The sequence below is a fragment of the Streptomyces sp. NPDC087422 genome (genome assembly GCF_044744145.1).
Taxonomy (GTDB): Bacteria; Actinomycetota; Actinomycetes; order Streptomycetales; family Streptomycetaceae; genus Actinacidiphila.
In genome coordinates, this window is record NZ_JBIUXT010000001.1 from 201,621 (window position 1) to 222,613 (window position 20,993).

Consider the following 20,993-nt stretch of genomic DNA (forward strand, 5'->3'; position numbering starts at 1 on the left):
TGCCGGGGGCGCGCTGTTCGCACGGCGGGTTCGTGCCCCAAAGAACGCGGCACCGCCCCGCCGCGAGGGGAAAAGCACAACGCCCGCCTCCTTGGTCGGGGAGTGGCGGGCGCTGCGGTGTTGCGCGCTCCGCACGCCATTGTGCGGAGCGGGGTGGGACAGTCGGGACCGTCCGGACGCGACGTCAGACCATGAGGGGCCGGTCGGTCGGGCGGATGGGGGCGTGCAGGGCCGAGGCCAGGCCGGTGAGGTAGGAGTCGACGGCCTTCGCGGCGGAGCGGCCCTCGGCGATGGCCCAGACGATGAGCGACTGGCCGCGCCCGGCGTCACCTGCGACGAAGACACCGTCGACGTTGGTCGCGTACGAGGCGTCGCGCGCGATGTTGCCGCGGGCGTCCAGCGCGAGACCGAGCTGGTCGACCAGGCCGTTGGACTGGTCGGTGCCGGTGAAGCCCATCGCGAGGGTGACCAGCTCGGCGGGGATGACCCGCTCGGTGCCCTCCCGCGGGACGAACTTCCCGTCCTGGAAGGCCACCTCGACCAGGTGCAGCGCCTTGACGTTGCCGTTCTCGTCGCCCTCGAACTTCATGGTGTTGACGGCGTAGACCCGCTCGCCGCCCTCCTCGTGCGCCGAGGTCACCTTGTAGACGGCGGGCATCGTCGGCCACGGCTGGCCCGCGGGCCGGTCGTCGGACGGCCGCGGCATGATCTCGAGCTGCGTGACCGAGGCCGCGCCCTGCCGGTGGGCGGTGCCGACGCAGTCCGCGCCGGTGTCGCCGCCGCCGATGACGACGACGTGCTTGCCCTGCGCGGTGATCGGCGGGGAGACGAAGTCGCCCTCCTGCACCTTGTTGGCCAGCGGGAGGTACTCCATCGCGAAGTGGATGCCGCCCAGCTCACGGCCGGGTGCGGGCAGGTCGCGGGAGACGGTCGCGCCGGCCGCGATGACCACCGCGTCGTACCGCTTGGCGAGCTTGGCCGCGTCGAGGTCGACGCCGATCTGCACTCCGGTGCGGAATTTGGTGCCCTCGGCGCGCATCTGCTCGATGCGCCGGTTGATGTGCCGCTTCTCCATCTTGAACTCGGGGATGCCGTAGCGCAGCAGTCCGCCGATCCGGTCGGCGCGCTCGTAGACCGCGACGGTGTGCCCGGCGCGGGTGAGCTGCTGGGCGGCGGCCAGGCCCGCGGGGCCCGAGCCGATCACGGCGACGGTCTTGCCGGACAGCCGGTCCGGCGGCTGCGGGGTGACGTCGCCGTTGTCCCACGCCTTGTCGATGATGGTGACTTCGACGTTCTTGATGGTGACGGCGGGCTGGTTGATGCCCAGCACGCAGGCCGACTCGCACGGCGCGGGGCACAGCCGCCCGGTGAACTCCGGGAAGTTGTTGGTGGCGTGCAGCCGCTCGCTGGCCTCGGTCCAGTCCTCGCGGTAGGCGTAGTCGTTCCACTCGGGGATCAGATTCCCCAGCGGACAGCCGTTGTGACAGAACGGGATGCCGCAGTCCATGCAGCGTCCGGCCTGCTTGCTGATGATCGGCAGCAGGCCGCCGGGGACGTAGACCTCTTTCCAGTCCTGCCGGCGCTCCTCGACCGGGCGGGTCGGAGCGGTCTCACGCGGGGTGGTGAGGAAGCCCTTGGGGTCAGCCATTTGCCGCCTCCATCATCTTCGCGGTGGTCTCGGACTCGGAGAGTCCGGCCTGCTCGGCGGCGTTCTTGGCGGCGAGCACTGCCTTGTAGTCCCTCGGCATGACCTTGCCGAAGCGGGTGAGGGCGCCGCCCCAGTCGGCGAGCAGCCGCTCGGCGACGGTGGAGCCGGTCTCCTCGAAGTGGCGGCGCACGACATCGTGCAGCCACGTGATGTCGCCCGCGTCCAGCGACTCGACGCCGACCATCCCGAAGTTGACGGCGCCGGGGTCGAGGTCGAGGACGTAGGCGATGCCGCCGGACATACCGGCCGCGAAGTTGCGCCCGGTGGCGCCGAGGACGACGGCCCGGCCGCCGGTCATGTACTCGCAGCCGTGGTCGCCGACGCCTTCGGAGACGACGGTCGCGCCGGAGTTGCGGACGCAGAACCGCTCGCCGGTACGGCCGCGCAGGAACAGCTCGCCGCTGGTCGCGCCGTACGCGATGGTGTTGCCCGCGATGGTGGAGTACTCGGCGAGGTGGTCGGCGCCGCGGTCGGGGCGGACGATGACCCGGCCGCCGGACAGGCCCTTGCCGACGTAGTCGTTGGCGTCGCCTTCGAGCCGCAGGGTGACGCCCCGGGGCAGGAACGCGCCGAAGGACTGGCCGGCGGAGCCGGTGAAGGTGACGTCGATGGTGTCGTCGGGCAGGCCCGCGCCGCCGTACTTCTTGGTCACCTCGTGGCCGAGCATGGTGCCGACCGTGCGGTTGACGTTGCGGATCGGCACCTGCGCGCGGACCGGGGCGCCGGACTCCAGCGCCTCGGCGGCGAGCCGGATCAGCTCGTTGTCCAAGGCGCGGTCCAGGCCGTGGTCCTGCTCGACGGTACGGTGCAGCACCGCGCCCTCGGGCAGCTCCGGCACGTACAGCAGCGGGGCGAGGTCGAGGCCCTGCGCCTTCCAGTGCTCGACTGCGTGGTCGGCGTCGATCAGCTCGGCGTGGCCGACGGCTTCCTCGATGGAGCGGAAGCCCAGCTCGGCGAGGATCTCGCGGACCTCCTCCGCGATGAACTCGAAGAAGTTCACGACGAATTCGGGCTTGCCGGTGAAGCGGTCGCGCAGCACCGGGTTCTGGGTGGCGACGCCGACCGGACAGGTGTCGAGGTGGCAGACGCGCATCATGACGCAGCCGGAGACCACCAGCGGCGCGGTCGCGAAGCCGAACTCCTCGGCCCCGAGGAGCGCGGCGATGACGACGTCCCGGCCGGTCTTGAGCTGGCCGTCGGTCTGCACGACGATACGGTCCCGCAAGCCGTTGAGCAGCAGCGTCTGCTGGGTCTCGGCCAGGCCCAGCTCCCAGGGGCCGCCCGCGTGCTTGAGCGAGGTGAGCGGCGAGGCGCCCGTACCGCCGTCGTGTCCCGAGATCAGGACGACGTCCGCGTGGGCCTTGGACACACCGGCCGCGACGGTGCCGACGCCGACCTCGGAGACCAGCTTGACGTGAACGCGCGCCTTGGGGTTGGCGTTCTTCAGGTCGTGGATGAGCTGGGCGAGGTCCTCGATGGAGTAGATGTCGTGGTGCGGCGGCGGCGAGATCAGGCCGACGCCCGCGGTGGAGTGCCGGGTGCCGGCGATCCACGGGTAGACCTTGTGGCCGGGGAGCTGACCGCCCTCGCCGGGCTTGGCGCCCTGGGCCATCTTGATCTGGATGTCGTCGGCGTTGACCAGGTACTCCGACGTCACGCCGAAGCGGCCGGAGGCGACCTGCTTGATGGCGCTGCGCCGGGCCGGGTCGTACAGCCGGTCGGCGTCCTCGCCGCCCTCACCGGTGTTGGACTTGCCGCCGAGCTGGTTCATGGCGATGGCCAGCGTCTCGTGCGCCTCGCGCGAGATCGAGCCGTACGACATGGCGCCGGTGGAGAAGCGCTTGACGATCTCGGAGACCGGCTCGACCTCGTCGATCGGGACCGGGCCGCGGTCGTTCTTCAGCCCGAACAGGCCGCGCAGCGTCATCAGCCGCTCGGACTGCTCGTTCACCCGCTGCGTGTACTGCTTGAAGATGTCGTAGCGCCGGGTGCGGGTGGCGTGCTGGAGCCGGAAGACGGTGTCGGGGTCGAACAGGTGCGGTTCGCCCTCGCGTCGCCACTGGTACTCGCCGCCGATGTCGAGCCTGCGGTGCGCGGCGGCGATGCCGGACAGCGGGTACGCCTTGGCGTGCCGGGCGGCGACCTCCTGCGCGACGACGTCGATGCCCGCGCCGCCGATCTTGGTGTCGGTGCCGTGGAAGTAGCTGTCGACGAAGTCGGACTCCAGGCCGACCGCCTCGAAGACCTGCGCGCCGCGGTAGGAGGCGACGGTGGAGATGCCCATCTTGGACATGACCTTCAGCACGCCCTTGCCGAGCGCCTTGATCAGGTTCTTCAGCGCGGTCTCGACCTCCACGCCGGGCAGGAAGGTGCCCGCCCTGACCAGGTCCTCGACGGACTCCATGGCCAGGTAGGGGTTGACGGCCGCGGCGCCGTAGCCGATGAGCAGCGCCACGTGGTGCACCTCGCGCACGTCGCCCGCCTCGACGAGGAGGCCGACCTGGGTGCGCTGCTTGGTGCGGATCAGGTGGTGGTGCACGGCGGAGGTGAGCAGCAGCGACGGGATCGGCGCGTGCTCGGCGTCGGAGTGCCGGTCGGAGAGCACGATCAGGCGGGCGCCGTCCTCTATGGCGGCGTCGGCCTCGGCGCAGATCTCGGCGAGCCGGGCGGCCAGTGCCTGGCCGCCGCCGGTGACCCGGTAGAGGCCGGACAGGGTGGCGCCCTTGAGCCCGGGCAGGTCGCCGTCGGCGTTGACGTGGATGAGCTTGGCCAGCTCGTCGTTGTCGATCACCGGGAACGGCAGGGTGATGTTGCGACAGGAGGCCGGGCTGGGCTCCAGCAGGTTGCCTGACGGGCCGATGGTGGAGATCAGCGAGGTGACCAGTTCCTCGCGGATGGCGTCCAGCGGCGGGTTGGTGACCTGCGCGAAGAGCTGGGTGAAGTAGTCGAAGAGCAGCCGGGGGCGCTCGGAGAGCGCCGCGATCGGCGAGTCGGTGCCCATCGAGCCGAGCGGTTCGCCGCCGGTCCTGGCCATCGGCGCGAGGATGATCCGCAGCTCTTCCTCGGTGTAGCCGAAGGTCTGCTGGCGGCGGGTGACCGAGGCGTGGGTGTGCACGATGTGCTCGCGCTCGGGCAGGTCGGAGAGGTTGATCAGCCCGGCTTCCAGCCAGTCGGCGTACGGGTTCTCCGCGGCGATGCCCGCCTTGATCTCGTCGTCCTCGACGATCCGGTGCTGGACGGTGTCGACCAGGAACATCCGGCCGGGCTGGAGGCGGCCCTTGCGGGTCACCTTCTCCGGGGCGATGTCCAGGACGCCGGACTCGGAGGCGAGCACGACCAGGCCGTCGTCGGTGACCCAGTAGCGGCCGGGGCGCAGGCCGTTGCGGTCCAGGACCGCGCCGACGACGGAGCCGTCGGTGAAGGTGACGCAGGCCGGGCCGTCCCAGGGCTCCATCAGCGTGGAGTGGTACTGGTAGAAGGCGTGCCGCGCCGGGTCCATCGACTCGTGGTTCTCCCACGCCTCGGGGATCATCATCAGCACGCTGTGCGGCAGCGACCGGCCGCCGAGGTGCAGCAGTTCCAGCACCTCGTCGAAGGACGCGGTGTCGGAGGCGCCGGGCGTACAGATCGGGAAGATCCGCTCCAGGTCGCCGCCCTGGCCGCCGCCCGCCGGGCCGAAGAGGTCGCTGGCGAGCTGCGACTCGCGGGCCCGCATCCAGTTCCTGTTGCCCTTGACGGTGTTGATCTCACCGTTGTGCGCGACGAAGCGGTACGGGTGGGCGAGCGGCCAGCTCGGGAAGGTGTTGGTGGAGAAGCGCGAGTGGACCAGCGCGATGGCGGTGGCGAACCGCGGGTCGGACAGGTCGGGGAAGAACGGTTCGAGCTGCCCCGTGGTCAGCATGCCCTTGTACACGATCGTGCGTGCGGACAGCGACGGGAAGTACACGTCGGCCTCGCGCTCGGCGCGCTTGCGCAGGACGAAGGCGGGCCGGTCGAGGTCGATGCCGGAGGCGGCGCCGGCGCTGTCGGCGACGAAGAGCTGCGAGAAGTACGGCATCGTCGAGCGGGAGGTGGTGCCCAGCAGCTCGGGGGCGACCGGGACCTCGCGCCAGCCGAGTACGGTCAGGCCCTCTTCCGCGGCGATCCGCTCGATGGCGTCGACGGCCTTGGCGCGGTCCTCGGTCTCGACCGGGAGGAAGGCGAGGCCGACCGCGTAGTGGCCCTGGTCGGGCAGCGCGAAGCCGGCGGCCTCGCGCAGGAAGGCGTCCGGGATCTGGAGGAGGATGCCCGCGCCGTCACCCGAGTCGGGCTCGGCGCCGGTGGCACCACGATGCTCCAGATTGCGCAGAACGGTCAGCGCCTGCTCCACGAGCCCATGGCTCGCCTCGCCGGTGAGGGTGGCCACGAAACCGACGCCACAGGCGTCGTGCTCGTTGCGGGGGTCGTACATCCCCTGCGGGGCGGGGCGCCCGTCCATGAACGCGGAACGCGAACGCATGGCTCTCCCGTCGTCGTCTTTGGCTTGTATGCATTGCCTGTTCCCAGGCATGCGCAACAGGGACGACGTTGGCCCTCTGCGATTTCGTGCAGGTTACATGATGGACGAGTGTTCGAGAAGCGGATACTCAGTTCCAGCATGTGGACATAATGAGGGGTGGAGCGAACAGATCAGGCCAGCGCCGTGTCGGAGGTTTTCCGGCCGGGTCCAGCGCGCCACCGGGCCGCTTTCTGCCGGTGCGCCACCGGGTAATGCCCCGTGCGACGGCTACTGAAACGACGGGGAAACATGAGGCTTGTGGCCGCTGGTTTCCTGTGGGTTTCCCGAGTCCGGTGGAGCGGGCGCACGGCACATCGCCGATCACCCGATCGGACCAGTGGGCCGACCGCACCGGTCGGCCGTTCAGACCGTTCGGAGTGGTCAGCCGACCGCTGTGCCGATAAGCGCGCCCAATACGAAGGTAACCCCGCCGGCCGCCGCGCCCAACAGCAGCTGCCGAACCCCGCTGTACCACCAGGAACGCGCGGTCACCCGGGCCACGGCCGCACCACAGCCGAACAGTCCGGCCAGCGCGAGGACGGCCGCGGGCCACAGCGAGTCGCCGCCGAGCAGATACGGCAGTACGGGCAGCAGGGCGCCCAGCGCGAAGGCGACGAAGGAGGAGGCCGCCGCGACCAGCGGCGACGGCAGGTCGGTCGGGTCCACGCCCAGTTCCTCGCGGGCGTGTATCTCCAGCGCCCGCTCCGGGTCGACGGAGAGCTGCCTGGCCACCTCGCGGGCGAGCTTCGGCTCCACACCGCGCGAGACGTACAGCTCGGCCAGCTCCCGCAGCTCCGCCTCCGGGTGGCGGCGCAGCTCGATCCGCTCGATCTCCAGCTCGGCCTCGACCAGCTCCCGCTGGGAGGCCACCGACGTGTACTCCCCCGCCGCCATCGAGAAGGCGCCCGCCGCCAGGCCCGCGAGCCCGGTCACCACGATGGTGCGTGACGAGACGTCGCCGCCCGCCACTCCCGTCATCAGCGCCAGATTCGACACCAGGCCGTCCATCGCCCCGAACACCGCCGGGCGCAGCCAGCCGCCGCTCACGTCACGGTGCGAGTGGTGCGGTACGTGATACGGCGCCGCCGTCGTCTCCTCGACAGCCGTTGACATCCGTCCCCACCCCTCCCCAGGCAGCCTCCCGCGAGGCCGCACGACCACGAATCCATTCGACCGTACGCTCGAATGCGACGCGCCGCCAGCAAGGAAAGCCTGCCCTGACCTGCCCTTTCTCCTCCTGGAGAAGGTGCGCCGCCACTGCGCGTGACGGGCTTCTCAGGGGCGCGAGATCAGAGCGCCTCGGAGGCTCGCTTCGGGTCGACGGAACCGACGGAAGCCTCGTCCTCGACGGAGGAGGAGTCGACCGCGTCGTCCGCGTCCGCTTCCGCTTCCGGGTCGGACGACGGCGGCGAGGCGTCGTCGGGGCCTTCGCCGGAGGCGAGAGGCTCGATGTTCTCCTCGCGGCCGGGCCGCTTGCGGCCGACGACGACGAGGTAGACGACGGCGCCGATGAAGACGACGATCGCGGTCCAGTCGTTGAGCCGCATGCCGAGGATCTGGTGGGCGTAGTCCACGCGCATGTGCTCGATCCAGGCGCGGCCCACCGTGTACGCGGCGACGTAGAGGGCGAAGGCCCGCCCGTGGCCGAGCTTGAAGCGGCGGTCGGCCCAGATGACCAGCAGGGCGACGCCGACGCACCACAGGGACTCGTACAGGAACGTCGGGTGGTACGTGGCGATGTCCGGCGTGCTCTCCGGCCGGTGCGCGGGGTCGATCTTCAGGCCCCAGGGCAGCGTGGTCGGGCCGCCGTACAGCTCCTGGTTGAACCAGTTGCCCCAGCGGCCGATCGCCTGGGCGAAGGCGATGCCCGGCGCGATGGCGTCGGCGTAGACCGGCAGCGCGATCCCCCGGCGGCGGCAGGCGATCCAGGCGCCGAGCGCGCCGAAGGCGATGGCGCCCCAGATCCCCAGGCCGCCCTGCCAGATCTTGAAGGCGTCGACCCAGTCCTTGCCACTGGTGAAGTACAGCTCGTAATCGGTGATCACGTGGTACAGCCGGCCGCCGACCAGACCGAAGGGCACCGCCCACACGGCGATGTCCGCGACCGTGCCCGCCCGGCCGCCGCGGGCGATCCAGCGCTTGCCGCCGAGCCATACGGCTACGAAGACACCGATGATGATGCAGAACGCGTAGCCGCGCAGCGGAATGGGTCCGAGGTGGACGACTCCGTGCGACGGGCTGGGAATGAATGCGAGTTCCATGGCAATGACCGACGCTACCTTGCCGGGCGGGAAGTGCGGCAACCCGCCCGGCTACGTATGGATAACGGCCGGGACTCCTCCGGCCCCTCCGGGGGAATCCCCGCGGACGCCGAAAGGCCCGGAATCAAGCCTCGGCAGGCCCCTCAGCGGGCCTGTCAGGAGGCCGGAGCGGTGGTCACCGCACCCGCCTTTTTGCCCTTGTTCGCGTCGGTGACCATCTGCTTCAGCGAGTCGGGCGTGAGATTGCTGCCGCTCCCGTAGACGCTCTTGCCGTTGAGCAGGATCGTCGGCGTGGAGTTGAAGCCGGACTTCCCGAAGGCGCTGTTCGACGCCTTCACCCAGCTGTTGTGGGTGCCGCCGTTGACGCACGCGGTGAAGGTCGGCGTCTTCAGACCGCTGACCTTGCCCGCCAGGTCGAGCAGGTGGTTCTTGTCGGAGAAGGTGTCGCTCTGCTCCTCCGGCTGATTGTCGTACAGCACATCGTGGTAGGCGCGGAATTTGCCCGCGTCCTGGGCGCAGGCGGCGGCATTGGCGGCGTTCAGCGAGCCGGAGCCGCCGAGATTGCCGTCGATGAGCGTCACCAGGTGGTATTCGGTGCGGATCTGCCCGCTGTCCTCAAGGCTGTGGATGGTCGGGGTGAACGCCTTCTCGAAGGCGTCGCACGCCGGGCAGCGGAAGTCCTCGTAGATCGTCAGCACCGAGGGCGCGTCGGCGGCGCCGACGGGGATGACGAGATTGTCCTTGCCGATGGCGCCCTTGGGCGCGGCGGCCGGGGTGGAGCCGCCGCCGCTGTCCTTGTGGTCGGCGACCACCACCCCGATCACGGCGGCGATGGCCAGCACGGCGACCACCGCGCCCGCGACCACCATGGTGCGCCTGCGTCGGGCGCTGGCCTTCTCTTTCTCACGCTGTTCGTACAGGGCCTCGCGGGCGCTGCGCTTTCCGTCTCGGTTCTTCTGGCTCACATCCCTGACCAACGGTGCGGGAGGGCACTTCAGCGCCTTCCCGCACCGCGATTCGCCCCATCGTGTTACGCCGGGGCCGGTCGTACGGGGCGCGGCCGGTTCCTTTCGTACGGTCGCGACCGGTGCTGTCAGCCGCGCTTGCGGACGCCCGCGGCCAGTTCCGCCGCCAGTTCCCGTACGGCCGTGAGGGCCGCGGGCAGGTCGCCGTCCGCGTCGAGGATGCGCTTGACGAAGGCCGAGCCGACGATCACACCGTCGGCGAAGGCCGCGACCTCGGCGGCCTGCACCGCGTTCGACACGCCCAGGCCCACGCAGACCGGCAGGTCCGTGCTGGCGCGGGTGCGGCGCACGAGGTCGGACGCCTGCTCGCCGACGCTCTCCCGCGTGCCGGTGACACCCATCAGGGAGGCCGCGTAGACGAAGCCGCTGCCCGCCGCGGTGATCTTCGCCAGCCGCTCGTCACGGCTGGAAGGAGCGACGACGAAGACGGTGGCCAGGCCCTGCTGCTCGGCCGCCTTCCGCCATCCCTCGGACTCCTCGACCGGCAGGTCGGGCAGGATGCAGCCCGCGCCGCCCGCCTCGGCCAGCTCGGTCGCGAACCGCTCGGCGCCGTAGCGGTCCACCGGGTTCCAGTACGTCATGACCAGCACCGGCTTGCCGGTGGCCTGGTGCGCCTCGCGTACGGTGCGCAGCACGTCGGCGATCCGCACGTGGTTCTTGTTGAGCGCGATGTCGTCGGCGGTCTGGATGACCGGCCCGTCCAGCACCGGGTCGCTGTGCGGCAGCCCGACCTCGACGATGTCCGCGCCGCCTTCGAAGGCGGCCTTCACGGCCTCGATCCCGCCGTCCACGGTCGGGAAACCGGCGGGCAGATACGCCACGAGCGCGGCCCGCCCCTCGGCCTTGGCGTCGGCCAGCGCCCGGTCCAACAGCTCTACGTTCCCGCTCACTTGACCGCCACCTCGTTGTCCTCGTCGACCTCGGCGGTCGCGTCGTACAGCCCGAAGTAGCGGGCCGCCGTGTCCATGTCCTTGTCGCCGCGGCCGGAGAGGTTCACCAGCACCAGGCCCTCGGGGCCCAGCTCGCGGCCGATCTCCAGGGCCCCGGCCAGGGCGTGCGCGCTCTCGATGGCGGGGATGATGCCCTCGGTACGGGACAGCAGCCGCAGGGCCTGCATCGCCTCGTCGTCGGTGACCGCGCGGTATTCGGCGCGGCCGATGTCCTTGAGGTACGAGTGCTCGGGGCCGACGCCGGGGTAGTCCAGACCCGCCGAGATCGAGTACGGCTCGGTGATCTGGCCCTCGTCGTCCTGGAGGACGTAGGAGCGCGAGCCGTGCAGGATGCCCGGCTCGCCCTCGGTGAGGGTGGCCGCGTGCTCTCCGGTGGCCACGCCGTGGCCCGCGGGCTCGCAGCCGACCAGCCGGACCCCGGTGTCGGGCAGGAAGGCGTGGAAGAGGCCCATGGCGTTGGAGCCGCCGCCGACGCAGGCGACGGCGGCGTCGGGCAGCCGGCCGGTGCGCTCCAGGAGCTGGCGGCGCGCCTCGACGCCGATCACCCGGTGGAAGTCGCGGACCAGCGCGGGGAAGGGGTGCGGTCCCGCGACCGTGCCGAACAGGTAGTGCGTGCGGTCCACGTTGGCGACCCAGTCGCGGAACGCCTCGTTGATGGCGTCCTTCAGCGTCCGGCTGCCGGAGGTCACCGAGACCACCTCGGCGCCGAGCATCCGCATCCGCGCGACGTTGAGCGCCTGGCGCTGGGTGTCGATCTCGCCCATGTAGATCGTGCAGTCGAGGCCGAACAGCGCACAGGCGGTCGCGGTGGCGACGCCGTGCTGGCCCGCGCCGGTCTCCGCGATCACGCGGGTCTTGCCCATCCGCTTGGTCAGCAGCGTCTGGCCCAGCACGTTGTTGATCTTGTGCGAGCCGGTGTGGTTCAGGTCCTCCCGCTTGAGGAAGACCCGTGCCCCGCCCGCCTGCTCGGCGAACCGGGGGACCTCCGTGAGGGCGCTCGGACGGCCCGCGTAGTTGGCCATCAGGTCGTTCAGCTCGGCCGCGAAGGCGGGGTCGGTCTTCGCCTTCTCGTACTCGACGGCCACCTCGTCCACGGCGGCGACCAGCGCCTCCGGGATGAACTTGCCGCCGAACGCGCCGAAGTAGCCCGCGGGGGTGGGGACGGATCCGTCCGGATCCGGATGGAAGAAGTCGTGCGTTTCTGACATGGGGCATCCCTGGCTGTGCGCCGTCAGGCGCGGGTGAAAGGGGGGACGCGTACGCGTGTCCGTGTCGTGCGTACGCGGCTCTGCTCGCGGCTCAGCCGCGGCGCCATCGCCTGCCGTTCACCTGGCCGGGCTCGCACCCGATCACATACCGCACCCGGCGCCCCAGCACCTTGCGCGCCGGCGCGCGGCAGCCGCGGGGGCGGCAGCCGGGGGCGAGACGCGCGGCGAGGGACATGCGCCCGAGTCTAGCCCTCCGGGCAGGTCCCCCCACTCCATGCCCGGCCCCCGCGCGCGTTCAGCCAACACAGCGCCTCGCCTTGAGGACCCCGGTACCGCGCAGGGCCTCGCTTTTAGGGGCGCGGGGAACTGCGCGCTCAGCCCCCACCGGCCGGTGGTCCGGCGACAACCGGACTGCCCCACCGGGGCCGGTGGTGACCAGCGGGAGCGTCGCGGCGGGCCGCGCAGTTCCCCGCGCCCCTCAAAAGACCGGCTCACCGCCCGGACGAAAGACGGTCGCCCCGCCAGGGGCGCGAGGAACTGCGCGAGCAACCCACCACCGGCCGGTGGTCCGGACACCACCGAACTGCCCCACCGGGGCGGGTGGTGACCTGCGAGAGCGTCGCGGCTGGCCGCGCAGTTCCCCGCACCCCTCAAAAGACCGGCTCACCGCCCGAACGAAAGACGGTGCGCCCCATCAGGGGCGCGGGGAACTGCGCGAGCAACCCACCACCGGCCGGTGGCCCGGCGACAACCGGACTGCCCCACCGGGGCGGGCGGTGACCTGCGAGAGCGTCGCGGCTGGCCGCGCAGTTCCCCGCGCCCCTCAAAAGACCGGCTCACCGCCCGGACGAAAGACGGTCGCCCCGTCAGGGGCGCGAGGAACTGCGCGAGCAACCCACCACCGGCCGGTGGACCGGACACCACCGAACTGCCCCGCCGGGGCGGGTGGTGACCTGCGAGAGCATCGCGGCTGGCCGCGCAGTTCCCCGCGCCCCTGACGGGGCACGTCCTTGACGAGGAACCGCCCCGCGACGTGCGGCTCACGCGCCCCTGACGGGGCACCGTCTCTCGCGAAGAACCGCCGTGCAAAGCGCGGTCGGGCGCCCTGACGGGGCACCGTAAGGGGTGTGGGGCCCTCCCCCGGAGGGGGGTTAGCGGCCGAAGCGGAGGGCGGGATGGGCGCCGGCAGCCACGAGATCGGCGACCGCGGCACGCGGATCCTTGCCGGTGACGAGCGACTCGCCGACGAGCACGGCGTCGGCGCCGTCATTGGCGTAGGCGATCAGGTCGTGGGGACCACGCACCCCGGACTCGGCGATCTTCACGATGTGGTCGGGAATCTCGGGCGCGACGCGGGCGAAGTTCCCGCGGTCGACCTCAAGGGTCTTGAGATTACGCGCGTTGACCCCGATGATCTTCGCCCCGGCGTCCACCGCCCGCTCGACCTCCTCCTCGTCGTGCACCTCGACGATCGGGGTGAGGCCGATCGACTGGGCGCGCTCGACGAGCGAGACGAGGGCGTCCTGGTCGAGCGCGGAGACGATCAGCAGGGCGAGGTCGGCACCGTAGGCGCGGGCCTCCCAGAGCTGGTACGCGGTGACGATGAAGTCCTTGCGCAGGACCGGGATGTCGACCTTGGCGCGGACCGCTTCGAGGTCGGCGAGGGAGCCGCCGAACTTCCGCTCCTCGGTGAGGACGCTGATGACGGCGGCGCCGCCCGCCTCGTAGTCGGCGGCGAGCCCCGCGGGGTCGGCGATGGCGGCCAGCGCGCCCTTGGAGGGGCTGGACCGCTTGACCTCGCAGATCACCTTGACGCTGTCGCCGCGCAGGGCGGCCACCCCGTCCTTGGCGTCGCGCGCCTTGGTGGCCCGCTCCTTGAGTTCGTCGAGGGTGACGCGGGCCTGCCGCTCGGCGAGGTCAGCGCGGACTCCGTCGATGATCTCGTCGAGCACACTCACGCGAGAGCTCCCCTTCCGGACCGGGTTCGTACAGCGAAATGATCAAGCCAATGGTGGGAACCACCGACACTCCGATGGTATCGGGCGCCGGGCGCAGCGCCCGCATCCGGGGATTCGCGGTCCCACCACCTGGACAAGCATGCCCCGGAAGGCGGGCGGGTCACGGGATCAGCGCCGCGCCGAACGGCAGGTTCCGGACAACGGTGAAGACCAGCGCCAGGGCGAGGAGCGCCTTCCCGTACACCGGGCGCGGCACGGGTTCGAACGGTCGGCCGCGCAGCCTGCGGGTGAACCAGACGGCCCACACGACGGCGAAGACGACGTATCCGGCCACCGCGAGCGCGTTGCAGCCCAGCGCCGTGCCGAGGTGGCCGTGGGCGACGGCGTGGGCGCTGCGCAGGCCGCCGCAGCCGGGGCAGTAGATCCCGGTGTAGTGCAGCAGCGGGCAGGCCGGGTAGTGGCCGGGCGTGTTGGGGTCGACGGCGCCGACGTACGCGAAGGCGCCCGCCACCGCGCCGAGGAGGGCGAGCGGTACGGCGGCGCGCGCGAGGGCGCCGAGGGCCGCTCCGGGAGCCGTCCCGCGCGCCGCCGCGGGGGCGCGGCCTGCGGCCCGACCTGCTGTGTCGTGAATCACATCGCCGATTCTGCCCCCGGACGCACGAAGGCGCAGCGCGCGGACCCGGAGGTCGGCGGCTGCGCCCGGCGGGCGGGACCGGTGGGGTCAGGCGCTGGCGGGCGCCTCAGCGGGCGACTCCGTGTGCGTCGTCCCCTCCGGGGTGCGGACCTCCTGCGCGGCGTGGGCGCGGGCGACCCGTACCTCGGGTGACTCCTTGCTGCCCAGGCCCATGAGCTTCATCGCACCGCCGACGACGGGGCCGAGCAGTATGACGCCCATGCTCGCCCAGAAGGGGACCGGCTGGGCGGCGACCATGAACACGCCTCCGGCACAGAAGCCGATGAACGAGATGATCGAGCCGGTCCACGCGGCGGGGGTGTGGCCGTGGTCGTGATGGACCGCCATGAGTGCTCCCTGAATCCTATCGGTCGGTGGCGTCCTTTCGCCGCCGACTTCGTCTTCCATTGTTGCGCGTGTTCCGGGGTTGCCGTGCACGGGGGTGGAACGGGCGGTCGCGGCACGCGCGGGACCGGTCAGCCGGGGGCCTGCGTGGGGTCCTCGCCCCGGTCCAGCGCCTTCCACAGGTCCTCGGCCCGGTCGGGGTCGATCGGCGCGGGCGCGGCGGCGGCACGGCCGCGCAGCGAGGGGCGGCTGCCCGGCCGGTCGTAGCGGCTGGACATCGCGGGCCAGGCGTGGCCGTAGCGCAGTGCGAGCAGGCCCGCGAGGAGCAGCAGGACGCCGCCCGCGACGGCGACCAGCGGCCAGCCGGTGGTGCTCGTGTGGCCCGCGGTGGCGCGGGTGAGGCCGGACGCGGCGGCGGCCCGTTCGTTGAGCGCGCCGGTGGCCGCGCGGCGGGCGAGCACGACGACGACCACGCCGAGGCCGGAGAGCGCGAGCAGCCCGGAGACGACGTAGCGGCCGATCCGGCGTACGGCGAAGACGGCGACGAGCGCGGCCAGGCCGACCAGGGCCAGCGCACCGGGCAGCGCGGTGGCCTGGCTGCCGGTGGCGTGCACCGGGAGGGTGCCCTGGCCGAAGGCGACGGTGCCGCGCGCCCAGGTCTTGCCCGCCGCGAGCAGCACGACGCTGGCGCCGATCACGCCGCACGCGAGCGCGACGGCGAGGACGCGCGTGGCGGTGCGCCGCGCGGCCGAGGGCGCGGCACCGGGGCCGGTCCCGCGTTCGGGCCCGGCTTCGGTCGCCCGGCCGGGTTCGACCCCGGTCTCGCGGTCGGTCGCGGCTTCGGTCTCGACGGCTTGGTCAGCGCGGGGCTGAGGGACGGCACTCACCCCACCACTATCGCCTGTCGGTGCGGCGGGCCGTCCGGCGGGGGCACCGGGCGGCCGGACCGGGGGTCGCGGCGCGCGGCTGAAAACACGCCGTGGCGATCGGTCCCGAATGGTACCGAAGCGGTACGGAACGGCCGTCGCACACCACACCGGGACGACTCGATTTCACACCTGCCGGGAGGTCAGCACCAGGCAATGCCTTGCCCAACTCCCTTATGCCACAAGTAAAGCGGAGGTATAGCTTCCAGCCCCCTCCTTGTTGGCGTGCGCTCGTCACCATACGTTCTCGGCCGTCCCACTGATGTCAACTCGCACCAATGGCACCACCTGTCACGCATCCCACAAGCCCCCGGTTCACCCCCCACAGGAGGCAATAGTTGCGTTCGATCACCCTCACACCCACCGCCCGCCGCACCGCGCTCGCGGTCACCGCCGCCGCCGGACTGGCCCTGTCAGGGCTGGCCCTGGCGCCGTACGCCGGTGCCTCCCCCGCCGCGCACGGCGTCAGCACCGCGCGCTCCTGCGCCGTCAGCACCCATCCGGACGTGATGGCGTGCAAGGCGCTCAAGGTCACCCAGGGCGTCAACACGCTCAAGAAGTCCACCGGTTCGGTGAACCCGGCCGCGGCCCCCTCCGGCCTCGGCCCGGCCGATCTCCAGAGCGCGTACGCCCTGCCCTCCTCCGGCGGGTCCGGCGCGACCGTGGCGATCGTCGACGCGTACGACGACCCCAACGCCGAAGCGGATCTGGCCACTTACCGCTCCACATACGGCCTGCCCGCCTGCACCACCGACAACGGCTGCTTCTCGAAGGTCGGCCAGTCCGGCAGCGCCTCCTCGCTGCCGAGCGCCGACGCGGGCTGGGCCGAGGAGATATCGCTCGACCTCGACATGGTCAGCGCCGCCTGCCCCGACTGCCACATCCTCCTGGTCGAGGCCGACGACTCCTCGATGACCAACCTGGGCGAGTCCGTCAACACCGCGGTGTCGCTGGGCGCGAAGTACGTCTCCAACAGCTACGGCGGCGGCGAGTCCTCCTCGGACCCGTCGTACGACAGCTCGTACTTCGACCACCCCGGTGTCGCCATCACCGTCAGCGCCGGTGACAGCGGCTACGGCGCCGAGTACCCGGCCGCCTCCCAGTACGTCACCGCCGTCGGCGGCACCTCGCTCACCAGCGACTCCTCCAGCCGCGGCTGGACCGAGTCCGTCTGGACGGGCACCGGCTCCGGCTGCTCCTCCTACGACGCCAAGCCGTCCTGGCAGACGGACGCCGACTGCGGCAAGCGCACCATCGCCGACGTCTCGGCGGTCGCCGACCCCGCGACGGGCGTCGCCGTCCACGACACGTACGGCTCGGACACCGGCTGGGAGGTCTTCGGCGGCACCAGCGCCTCGTCGCCGCTGATCGCGGCCGTCTACGCCCTCGCCGGGGCGCCCTCGGCCGGGTCCTACCCCGCCTCGTTCCCCTACGCGCACTCCGACGCGCTCAACGACGTGGCCAGCGGCTCGAACGGCTCGTGCGGCGGCTCGTACCTGTGCACCGGCGTGGGCGGCTTCGACGGCCCGACGGGCCTCGGCACGCCGAACGGCACGGCGGCCTTCGCGGGCTGACGGCACCCACAAGGGCGCGAGGAACCGCGCGACGAGCCACGACGCGCACGCACGTCGTGGCTCGTCGCTCACGCCTGTCGAAGACCGGCTGACCGCCTCCGGAAGGCGACCGTCACAGGCGGTTGGCCGTGGCCACCGCGCGCAGGACGGCGGCGGCCTTGTTGCGGCACTCGGTGTCCTCGGCCACCGGATCGCTGTCGGCGACGACACCGGCCCCGGCCTGGACGTAGGCGGTGCCGTCGCGGAGCAGCGCCGTACGGATGGCGATGGCGGTGTCGGAGTCACCGGCGAAGTCGAGATAGCCGACGCAGCCGCCGTACAGACCGCGCCGGGACGGCTCCAGCTCCTCGATGATCTGCATGGCGCGCGGCTTGGGGGCGCCGGAGAGGGTGCCCGCGGGGAAGCAGGCGGTGAGCACGTCGAAGGCGGTACGGCCCTCGGCGACCTGGCCGGTGACGGTCGAGACGATGTGCATGACGTGGGAGTAGCGCTCGACGGACATGAAGTCGACGACCTCGACGCTGCCGGGTTCGCAGACGCGGCCCAGGTCGTTGCGGCCGAGGTCGACCAGCATCAGGTGCTCGGCGCGTTCCTTGGGGTCGGCCAGCAGTTCCTCGGCGAGCGCGGTGTCCTGTCGCGGGGTGGCGCCGCGCGGGCGGGTGCCCGCGATCGGGTGGACCATGGCGCGGCCGTCCTCGACCTTGACCAGGGCCTCGGGGCTGGAGCCGACGACGTCGAAGTCGCCGCCCTCGCCGCCGGGGAAGCGGAAGAGGTACATGTACGGGCTGGGGTTGGTGGCCCGCAGGACCCGGTAGACGTCGAGCGCGCTGGCCGTGCACGGGGTCTCGAAGCGCTGCGAGGGGACGACCTGGAAGGCCTCACCCGCGCGGATACGTTCCTTGATGTCGTCGACCGCGCGCTGATAGGCGGCGCCGCCCCACAGGGCGGTGTATTCGGGCAGTTCCGACGGCGGCAGCTCGACGGGGACGTATTCGACCGGCTTGGCCAGGTCGGCCTGCATGGCGTCGAGGCGGGCGACGGCGTCCGCGTGGGCCTCGTCCACCCCGGTGTCGCGGTCGTTGTGGTTGATCGCGTTGGCGATCAGCAGGACCGTGCCGTCCCAGTGGTCGAGGACGGCGAGGTCGGAGGTGAGCAGCATGGTCAGTTCCGGCAGCCGCAGGTCGTCGCGGGTCCGCTCGCCGATCCGCTCCAGGCGGCGCACGATGTCGTAGCCGAGGTAGCCGACCATGCCGCCGGTGAAGGGCGGCATCCCCGCCGCCAGGTCGCGCGGGGTGTGCAGGGCGTCGACGGTGACGCGCAGCGCCTCCAGCGGGTCGCCGTCGACCGGGACGCCGACCGGCGGTGTGCCGAGCCAGTGCGCCTGGCCGTCGCGCGCGGTGAGCGTGGCGGCCGACCGGACGCCGACGAAGGAGTAGCGCGACCACGTACGGTCTCCCCCGGAGCCTTCGGCCTGGGAGGTGCCTCCGTCCGCCGACTCCAGCAGGAACGTTCCCGTCCGCTCCCCCGCGAGCTTGCGGTACAGCCCGACCGGAGTGTCGCCGTCGGCGAGCAGCCTGCGCGTCACGGGAATCACCCGGCGGTCGACCGCCAGCTTGCGGAAGGTCTCAAGGTCCATGGGCCGAGATTAGTGGTCACGGCCGGGCGCCGGGAGCGGCCGGTACGGCGAAGGGCGGACCGGCTGGCCGAGCGGCAGCACGTCGGCGTCGAAGCACGTGCGGTCGCCGGTGTGGCAGGCGGCGCCGACCTGGTCGACCTTCACCAGCAGGGTGTCGCCGTCGCAGTCCAGCGCGACGGACTTGACGTGCTGGACGTGGCCCGAGGTGTCGCCCTTGACCCAGTACTCCTGGCGGCTGCGGCTCCAGTAGGTGCAGCGGCCGGTGGTGAGGGTGCGGTGCAGGGCCTCGTCGTCCATCCACCCCAGCATCAGCACTTCACCGGTGTCGTATTGCTGGGCGATGGCGGGTACGAGTCCGTCGGCCGTGCGCTTGAGGCGGGCGGCGACTGCTGGGTCGAGTGCGGTGGCGGGCATGGTGACCATTCTGCCGCCGAATATCAAGAACTCGAAAAGGGTCAATAACCGGCAAAGAGGGCAAGTGAGTTGACCACCATCCGGTTGTCGCTCGCTCATGTCACCCGTATGGGGCATCCTGCCTGCATGGGTTTTCCACCACCGCCGCAAGAAGGACCGCCGCCGCCTCCGGATCAAGGAGGCGGTTTCGGGCCACCGCAGGGCTTCGGCCCCCCTCCTCCCCCGCCGCCCGCTGACGGCGGCTATGGCTATCCGCAACAAGGCGGCGGTCAGAACTACGGTTATCCGCAGGAGCCGACGCAGGCCGCGCCGGGTCCTTACGGCCAGCAGGGCTACGGTCAGCAGGGCGGCTACGGCCAGCCGGGCCCGCCCGGACCGCCCGCCCCGCCCGGTGGCTACGGCTACCCGCAGGGCCCCGGCGGCTACCCGCCGCCCCCGCCGCCGCCGAACAACACCAAGCGCAATGTGCTGATCGCGATAGCCGCGGTCGTGGTGATCGGCGGTATCGGCACCGCGGTCGCCGTCTCCGGCGGCAGCGACAGCAAGAACGACGCGAAGCCGACGCCGTCGATCAGCGGTCTGCCGTCAGGACTGCCGTCCATGCCGTCCTTCACGGAGCCGACGCCCAGCTTCACGCTGCCGTCGGACACCCCGACGTTCGACACCCCGACCGACGACCCGTTCACCGACTTCCCGAGCATCACCCCGACCGAGAAGGTCGTGCCGTACGTGGTGCTCTCGCCGGGCAAGTGCTTCGACGCGCCGACCCTCACGCCGACCGTCGACACGGTGACCACCAAGTCGTGCAGCTCCGCGCACGACGGCCAGGTCGTCGCCAACGAGACGCTGTCCGGCACCTTCAGCACCGACTCGGAGATCCAGTCGAAGGCGCTGGAGCTGTGCACGGCCGACGCCAAGAAGCACCTTCCCGCGGACGGGCGGCTGTACTACCCGTACGCGCTCTTCCCGAAGCTGACCACCTACGAGCTCCAGGGCCGCAAGACGGTGACCTGCTCGCTCACGCTCAACAACGGCACCAACAGCAAGAAGCTCTACGCTCCGCTGGGCTGACGCCTCACGGGGGCGGCAGGGGCGGGGAGCGGACGTATCGGCCAAGGGGCCGTTAATCTGGGGTCATGTCGACACATGCCCAGCGCGAACGTCTGCTCCTCGCCGATCTGCTGGAGCAGTCAGGACCCGACGGCCCGACGCTGTGCGAGGGCTGGTCCACCCGCGACCTGGCCGCGCACGTCGTGGTACGCGAACGGCGCGGTGACGCGGCGGCGGGGCTGGTCATCCCGCAGCTCAAGGACCGTGCGGAACGGGTCCGCAAGGAGTACGCGCGAAAGCCGTACGAAGAGCTGATCCAGCTCATCAGGACCGGCCCGCCGCGAATGTCGCCCTTCACCATCAAGCAGGTGGACGAGGCTTCCAACACCGTCGAGTTCTACGTCCACGCCGAGGACGTCCGGCGTGCCACGCCCGACTGGACGCCGCGTGCCATCGACCCCGTCTTCGCCGACACGCTGTGGGCGCGGCTGGAGCGTGCCGCCCGGCTCGCGGGCCGCCGCTCCCCGGTCGGCCTGGTGCTGCGCCGTCCGAACGGCCAGACCGCCGTCGCCCGCAAGGGCTCTCCCGTGGTGACCGTGACCGGTGAGCCGTCCGAGCTGACGATCTTCGTCTTCGGCCGCCAGGACGCCGCCGAGGTCGAGGTGGACGGCGACAAGGACGCGGTGGCACGGCTGTACGCGGCGAAGCTCGGACTGTGACGCGGTAGG

Annotated in this window: 17 protein-coding genes; 3 read left to right on the forward strand and 14 right to left on the reverse strand. The window is 71.6% G+C overall.

Features of this window, described 5'->3' with window-relative positions; all coding sequences use genetic code 11:
- Positions 1 to 184 precede the first annotated feature (184 nt).
- The 12 genes from ACIO6U_RS00890 to ACIO6U_RS00945 form a co-directional block, all read right to left on the reverse strand.
- Positions 185 to 1,648, reverse strand: a complete 1,464-nt coding sequence (locus tag ACIO6U_RS00890) for a glutamate synthase small subunit (protein WP_391044035.1) — start codon at positions 1,646 to 1,648, stop codon at positions 185 to 187.
- The gene (gene gltB / locus ACIO6U_RS00895; RefSeq protein ID WP_355333988.1) at positions 1,641 to 6,206 is read right to left on the reverse strand and encodes a glutamate synthase large subunit; all 4,566 of its coding nucleotides are present in this window, start codon (positions 6,204 to 6,206) and stop codon (positions 1,641 to 1,643) included. The genes ACIO6U_RS00890 and gltB overlap by 8 nt, the downstream gene beginning before the upstream one ends.
- Positions 6,207 to 6,626: 420 nt before the next feature.
- Positions 6,627 to 7,358: a VIT1/CCC1 transporter family protein gene (locus tag ACIO6U_RS00900; RefSeq protein WP_355333991.1), complete on the reverse strand. Its 732-nt coding sequence runs from the start codon at positions 7,356 to 7,358 to the stop codon at positions 6,627 to 6,629.
- 176 nt (positions 7,359 to 7,534) lie between these two features.
- Positions 7,535 to 8,506, reverse strand: coding sequence for a prolipoprotein diacylglyceryl transferase (gene lgt / locus ACIO6U_RS00905; protein ID WP_391159723.1), 972 nt, complete (start codon positions 8,504 to 8,506; stop codon positions 7,535 to 7,537).
- A 155-nt stretch (positions 8,507 to 8,661) separates the two neighbouring features.
- The gene (locus ACIO6U_RS00910; protein ID WP_355333997.1) at positions 8,662 to 9,471 is read right to left on the reverse strand and encodes a thioredoxin domain-containing protein; all 810 of its coding nucleotides are present in this window, start codon (positions 9,469 to 9,471) and stop codon (positions 8,662 to 8,664) included.
- Positions 9,472 to 9,599: 128 nt separating this feature from the next.
- Positions 9,600 to 10,421 (reverse strand): tryptophan synthase subunit alpha, encoded by an 822-nt coding sequence (gene trpA / locus ACIO6U_RS00915; RefSeq protein WP_401714676.1) that lies wholly within the window; start codon positions 10,419 to 10,421, stop codon positions 9,600 to 9,602.
- Positions 10,418 to 11,689 (reverse strand): tryptophan synthase subunit beta, encoded by a 1,272-nt coding sequence (trpB, locus tag ACIO6U_RS00920; RefSeq protein ID WP_355334003.1) that lies wholly within the window; start codon positions 11,687 to 11,689, stop codon positions 10,418 to 10,420. The genes trpA and trpB overlap by 4 nt, the downstream gene beginning before the upstream one ends.
- Before the next feature lie 91 nt (positions 11,690 to 11,780).
- Positions 11,781 to 11,924, reverse strand: a complete 144-nt coding sequence (gene trpM / locus ACIO6U_RS00925; RefSeq protein WP_391044025.1) for a tryptophan biosynthesis modulator TrpM — start codon at positions 11,922 to 11,924, stop codon at positions 11,781 to 11,783.
- 916 nt (positions 11,925 to 12,840) lie between these two features.
- A complete protein-coding gene (gene trpC / locus ACIO6U_RS00930) occupies positions 12,841 to 13,647 on the reverse strand; it encodes an indole-3-glycerol phosphate synthase TrpC (protein ID WP_355334006.1) in 807 nt (268 codons plus the stop codon).
- Positions 13,648 to 13,807: 160 nt separating this feature from the next.
- Positions 13,808 to 14,278 (reverse strand): DUF2752 domain-containing protein, encoded by a 471-nt coding sequence (locus ACIO6U_RS00935; RefSeq protein WP_401715794.1) that lies wholly within the window; start codon positions 14,276 to 14,278, stop codon positions 13,808 to 13,810.
- 90 nt (positions 14,279 to 14,368) lie between these two features.
- Entirely contained in the window at positions 14,369 to 14,668 is a 300-nt protein-coding gene (locus tag ACIO6U_RS00940; RefSeq protein WP_355334011.1) for an HGxxPAAW family protein, read from the reverse strand.
- A gap of 128 nt (positions 14,669 to 14,796) precedes the next feature.
- Positions 14,797 to 15,552: a TIGR02234 family membrane protein gene (locus ACIO6U_RS00945; protein WP_355334014.1), complete on the reverse strand. Its 756-nt coding sequence runs from the start codon at positions 15,550 to 15,552 to the stop codon at positions 14,797 to 14,799.
- A gap of 386 nt (positions 15,553 to 15,938) precedes the next feature.
- Here ACIO6U_RS00945 and ACIO6U_RS00950 point away from each other — a divergent pair, with 386 nt between their 5' ends.
- A complete protein-coding gene (locus ACIO6U_RS00950) occupies positions 15,939 to 17,165 on the forward strand; it encodes a peptidase S8 (protein ID WP_401715797.1) in 1,227 nt (408 codons plus the stop codon).
- Between the two features lie 112 nt (positions 17,166 to 17,277).
- Here ACIO6U_RS00950 and ACIO6U_RS00955 read toward each other — a convergent pair whose 3' ends face one another.
- Both ACIO6U_RS00955 and hisI read right to left on the reverse strand, forming a co-directional pair.
- Entirely contained in the window at positions 17,278 to 18,801 is a 1,524-nt protein-coding gene (locus tag ACIO6U_RS00955) for an anthranilate synthase component I (protein WP_355334017.1), read from the reverse strand.
- 9 nt (positions 18,802 to 18,810) lie between these two features.
- Positions 18,811 to 19,224, reverse strand: a complete 414-nt coding sequence (gene hisI, locus ACIO6U_RS00960) for a phosphoribosyl-AMP cyclohydrolase (RefSeq protein ID WP_391044019.1) — start codon at positions 19,222 to 19,224, stop codon at positions 18,811 to 18,813.
- A 117-nt stretch (positions 19,225 to 19,341) separates the two neighbouring features.
- Between hisI and ACIO6U_RS00965 the strand changes: the two genes are divergently transcribed.
- Both ACIO6U_RS00965 and ACIO6U_RS00970 read left to right on the forward strand, forming a co-directional pair.
- Positions 19,342 to 20,286: a hypothetical protein gene (locus ACIO6U_RS00965; protein ID WP_355334020.1), complete on the forward strand. Its 945-nt coding sequence runs from the start codon at positions 19,342 to 19,344 to the stop codon at positions 20,284 to 20,286.
- A gap of 65 nt (positions 20,287 to 20,351) precedes the next feature.
- Positions 20,352 to 20,984 carry a TIGR03085 family metal-binding protein gene (locus ACIO6U_RS00970; protein ID WP_355334023.1) on the forward strand — a complete coding sequence of 211 codons (633 nt, stop codon included), beginning with the start codon at positions 20,352 to 20,354 and terminating at the stop codon, positions 20,982 to 20,984.
- The last annotated feature ends 9 nt before the right edge of the window (positions 20,985 to 20,993 follow it).